We start from the raw sequence: 4,312 nt of genomic DNA on the forward strand, positions 1-4,312 counted from the left end.
GCCCCCCCCTTGGGTTGGTGTCCACCCCCCCCATCTTTTCCCCAAACCCCGGGGGGGCGGCGCCCCCCGCGGGTCGCGGGCGCCCGGGGGGGGGGGGCGCCGCTCCCACCGAGACTGCACGGTTGGGCCAATCGATGACCACGGCTACGTTTCCTCGTTCGCCACAAGTCACAGCCGAATGCGAGGCCGAACCGGATTGCTGCTGGGGAACACACTGTTGCGATCGCCTACCAGTTCCGCTGGCGAAAGTCTCTGTCCGAAATGATCGCTGTGTCGCTCGATACAGAATCAACAATAGGAAACACTTTGTGCTGGGTGCACGAACCGGTGAGTTGTTAGGCGAACTCCGGAAATGACCTCACCCAAAAGGCGCGGGTCGGTAGGATGGGCAAAGTCCGCACTCGGGGCTTGAGCGTCACCTCGGCGCTGGACGGACGTGCCCATCCTGCAAAGCGCTGAGCAGGGATGATGGGCACGCCCCTCGACCCTCGGCACTCCGAAAGTAGCTCATCGCCAGGGCTTTGCCCATCCTACGGGATCGGAACTGCAGGTATATTGTTTGCCGGAAATCGCCTTAAGATACTTCGACTTCGTCACCAATGGCGACGAACAACGACGGTAAGGATAGCGCAAACTAGGAGCATGCCCCGTGATTGACACCGCTCGTTCCTGCGCCACCATCCTCCACCACGGCGCCGTCGATGGTGTGACCGGCTCCTGCCATGAACTCCGGCTCGACGATGGACGTTCGCTCCTGATCGACTGCGGACTCTTCCAGGGTGCCGAGACCTCATCCGACGGCACGGCCAGAGCCGAACGGCTCCAGATCGAGTTCCCGGTCGAGCGCGTGCTGGCACTGATTGTCACCCATGTCCACATCGACCATGTCGGGCGTCTGCCCTATCTGCTCGCCGCCGGTTTCATGGGGCCGATCCTGTGCAGCCAAGCCTCGGCCGAACTGCTGCCGCTGGTGCTGGAAGACGCCCTCAAGGTCGGCGTCACCCGCGACGAGCGGCTCATCGCGCAACTCCTTAAGCTGCTGCGCGCGCGGATCATCGCCCTGCCCCACGCCCACTGGTTCACGCTTGCCGAGGGCGATCCTGGTCTGCGGGTCCGGCTGCAACCGGCCGGCCACATCCTGGGTTCGGTCTATGTCGAGTGCGACCTGCGCCAGGGCAGTCAGACACAGCGTCTGCTGTTCTCGGGTGATCTCGGCGCACCCTACACGCCGCTCCTGCCCGCGCCCAAATCGCCCTATCGCGCCGATGTCGTGGTGCTCGAAAGCACCTATGGCGATCGACTCCACGAGGATCGGCGCGACCGCCGCCAGCGGCTGCGCGCCATCGTCGAGCATGCCTTCGACAATGGCGGAACCCTGCTAATCCCGGCTTTTAGCATCGGGCGCACGCAGGAGCTGCTCTATGAGCTGGAAGCGATCATTCATCAGTATCGCCAGCGCCGGCTCATCGCCGGGCGGACCTGGGACGATGTCGAGATCGTCCTCGACTCACCGCTTGCGGCTGACTTCACCGCCGGCTACGCGCGACTGCGGGCGCACTGGGACCGCGAGGCAAAACGCAGGCTCAACGCCGGGCGTCATCCGCTCGACTTCGAGCAAGTGCTGACCGTCGCCGATCACGCCACCCATCTGCGCACGGTCGAGTATCTGACCCGCTCGGGGCGCGCGGCTATCGTCATTGCGGCCAGTGGTATGTGCGCCGGTGGGCGGATCGTCAACTATCTCAAGGCCATGCTCGGCGATCCGCGTCATGATGTGCTGTTCGTCGGCTATCAGGCCGCCGGCACACCCGGACGTGCCATCCAACGCTATGGTCCGCGCGGCGGCTATGTCGATCTCGATGGTCAACGCTATGACATCCGTGCCGGTATCCATACGCTCGGCGGCTATTCGGCCCATGCCGACCAAAAGGATCTGATCAACTTCATCAAGCGCATGCGCGTCAAGCCGCGTGAGGTCATCCTGGTGCATGGCGAAACGGGGGCCAAGCAGAGCCTGCAGGCAGCGCTCAGGGCGCGGTTTGCGGGGATGGAGGTGCGCATTGGCTGACATCGCCCAGACGCTTCCGCTCCGACCGCTGCGTATCCCCTTTGGTCTCGCTGCGGCGCGGCAACGAGTATGACATCGACAAGGCCCACTATCTGCCGCTGCTGGAGTCCGCCGGACGCTTCCTATTCCTGATCCGCCCGCGCCGTTTCGGCAAGAGCCTGCTGAAATCGGTGATGGAATGCTACTACGACCGCGAATTGGCCAGGGACTTCGACGAACCCTTCGCCGACACCTGGATCGCCGCACAGCCGACGGCGGAGCACGGCGCCGACCTGACCCTGATGTTCGACTTCTCGATGGTCAGCCGCGCCATGCCTGGCGGGCTCGCGGCCTCCTCGCTTCGCACCTGCGCATCCGGATCGGGAGCTTCCTCAAGCACCATGCGGCCGCCATCCCCGCCGAGGAGGAGCCGACGATCAACGCCGAGACCAACAACTATCAGCGTCTACAACGACTCTTGACCGTCCTCGCCAAGCATGGACTCGAACTCGATCTCTTCATCGACGAATACGACCATTTCGCCAACAACATCCTGGTCGAGGACGGCGAGGCCGCCTATCGGGAGCTGACCCACGGCGGCGGCTTTTTCAAGAGCTTCTTCGCCCTGCTCAAGGGGCGACCGGCGGCACCAGCGGCAAGCTAGCGTGTCTGTCCGTCACCGGCGTTTCTCCAATCGCCATGGACGACGTCACCAGCGGCTTCGACATCGACATCAGTCTCGCCCCGCGTTTCGACGGTCTGCTCGGGCTCGAGCACGCCGAACTCGACCGTCTGTTCGCGGCCTTCGGTCAGGACTTCGCAGCCCCGCGCCCGTTCATCGACGCCTGTTACAACCACGATCGCTACACCCGCTGGTGCTGCTGTTCAGCGGCTGGGAATTGGTTTGGAGCGAGGAGTTGTCGGGAAGGAAGTGATGAAACAATTCAACGACAGGGGGTGATCCGAACCATGACCACCACGCCTTATGAACAGGACTACCACGCTTGGGCACAAGAAACAGCCCACTTGATTCGCCAGAGGCGCTTTCTGGAGATCGACATCGAACACCTGGCCGAGGAGATCGAGGACATAGGCGCCAGCCGGGAGCGTGAAATCGAAAGCCGGCTTGGGGTTCTCTTGGCCCATCTGCTCGAATGGCGCTATCAACCGGAGCGGCGCGGCGCTAGTTGGGAAGCCACAATCAAGGAACAGCGCCAGCGCATCGTAAGACTCTTGCGGAAAAACCCCAGCTTGACGGCCAAGCTGGAGGAGATCATCCAGGACGCCTACAGCGATGCTCGCCTAATCGCCCGTCGCGAAACCGGTCTCCCTGAGGAGACCGTCCCTCCGGATAATCCCGATGCCTGGGAACTAAGAAAGTGTCCATCAACAACTTCCCCCCTTTCGCAAAGGGGGGCTAGGGGGGATTTCGGGCGGCATCGCTCGCAGCGGGAAATAATTGATGGGCGCTCTCTAACCATCGGCGATCACTGGCCCGAAGCGGCTTGAACGCCAGGGTCAGACCCGCCATGCGCTTCTTCAACACCGCTGGCCCCGTGGATTCCGCTCGGCATTACACCCTGCCGCCACTCTCGCGACTCGATTGGGAGCATGTACGCGCACTCATCGAGCAACACAAATACTTCGTCCCGCACACCCTGCGTCAGACCGGCAAGACCTCGAGCCTGCTCGCTCTGATGGCGCATCTCAACCAGGATGGGCACCACATCTGCCTCTACGCCAACATTGAAAGCGCCCAAGCCCCGCGAGACGATGTCCATCAAGGGAGGACCCTCATCTGTCAGACACTCGGCACCCAGGCGAGCGTTCAACTCTGATGATACCGCGTTGTCGGCGCCCGTCGATGAGGTGCTGTCGCATTTCCTCAACACCTATCGGTTTCCCGAAATCAACCGGAACAGCCGCTCCAAGCCTGCGTAGCCAGGCCATCCTGGCCTGGTTTGCCAGGGCTGGAAGCCCTGGCTACATAAAACCGATAGGTGGTGAGGTCGCATTTCGAACCCGGCGCCGCTTTGAATGAATCCCTCAGCCGCTGGGGCGCTGCCAGCGATCGCCCGACGATCCTGTTGCCCGATAAAGTCGACGCCCTGGTCGGTGACAGGCTCATCTCGCTCCTGCGTCAGATCCACACCGGCTATCCACAGTGTCCCCGCACCTTTCCGCAGACAGCCCCCAGTGTCAGGATAGAAGTCGCCTCCCCTGGGAGGATGTGTGTGAAGATGGGGGCATGATCGTCCTGGGCCT

At 62.7% G+C, this 4,312-nt stretch carries 6 protein-coding genes; 5 read left to right on the top strand and 1 reads right to left on the bottom strand.

Translation table 11 applies throughout. The annotated features are described in order from the left end of the window. The first annotated feature begins 649 nt into the window (after positions 1-649). From G3480_RS25190 to G3480_RS27995, 3 genes are read left to right on the top strand one after another with little or no spacing between them, the layout of a single operon-like run. Entirely contained in the window at positions 650-2,068 is a 1,419-nt protein-coding gene (locus tag G3480_RS25190) for an MBL fold metallo-hydrolase RNA specificity domain-containing protein (protein ID WP_338114221.1), read from the top strand. A gap of 41 nt (positions 2,069-2,109) precedes the next feature. Further along, the gene (locus G3480_RS25195) at positions 2,110-2,529 is read left to right on the top strand and encodes an AAA family ATPase (RefSeq protein ID WP_164656966.1); all 420 of its coding nucleotides are present in this window, start codon (positions 2,110-2,112) and stop codon (positions 2,527-2,529) included. Next, on the top strand, positions 2,484-2,711 hold the full coding sequence (locus tag G3480_RS27995) for an AAA family ATPase (RefSeq protein ID WP_476718472.1): 228 nt from the start codon (positions 2,484-2,486) through the stop codon (positions 2,709-2,711). The genes G3480_RS25195 and G3480_RS27995 overlap by 46 nt, the downstream gene beginning before the upstream one ends. On the opposite strand, the gene G3480_RS29745 is transcribed toward G3480_RS27995, so the two are convergent. Beyond that, positions 2,708-2,905: a hypothetical protein gene (locus G3480_RS29745; RefSeq protein ID WP_240906062.1), complete on the bottom strand. Its 198-nt coding sequence runs from the start codon at positions 2,903-2,905 to the stop codon at positions 2,708-2,710. The genes G3480_RS27995 and G3480_RS29745 overlap by 4 nt on opposite strands. A gap of 111 nt (positions 2,906-3,016) precedes the next feature. Here G3480_RS29745 and G3480_RS25210 point away from each other — a divergent pair, with 111 nt between their 5' ends. Both G3480_RS25210 and G3480_RS25215 read left to right on the top strand, forming a co-directional pair. Continuing rightward, a complete protein-coding gene (locus G3480_RS25210; RefSeq protein WP_164656968.1) occupies positions 3,017-3,556 on the top strand; it encodes a DUF29 domain-containing protein in 540 nt (179 codons plus the stop codon). 20 nt (positions 3,557-3,576) lie between these two features. Then, the gene (locus G3480_RS25215) at positions 3,577-3,885 is read left to right on the top strand and encodes a hypothetical protein (protein ID WP_164656969.1); all 309 of its coding nucleotides are present in this window, start codon (positions 3,577-3,579) and stop codon (positions 3,883-3,885) included. Positions 3,886-4,312 lie beyond the last annotated feature (427 nt).

The organism is Thiorhodococcus mannitoliphagus, assembly GCF_010915725.1.
Classification (GTDB): domain Bacteria; phylum Pseudomonadota; class Gammaproteobacteria; order Chromatiales; family Chromatiaceae; genus Thiorhodococcus; species Thiorhodococcus mannitoliphagus.

What these genes read in the sequence shown, in the direction of transcription:
- G3480_RS25210 (WP_164656968.1), top strand. Translation starts at nt 3,017, where the DNA reads ATGACCACCACGCCTTATGAACAGGACTACCACGCTTGGGCACAAGAA.
- G3480_RS25215 (WP_164656969.1), top strand. Translation starts at nt 3,577, where the DNA reads ATGCGCTTCTTCAACACCGCTGGCCCCGTGGATTCCGCTCGGCATTAC.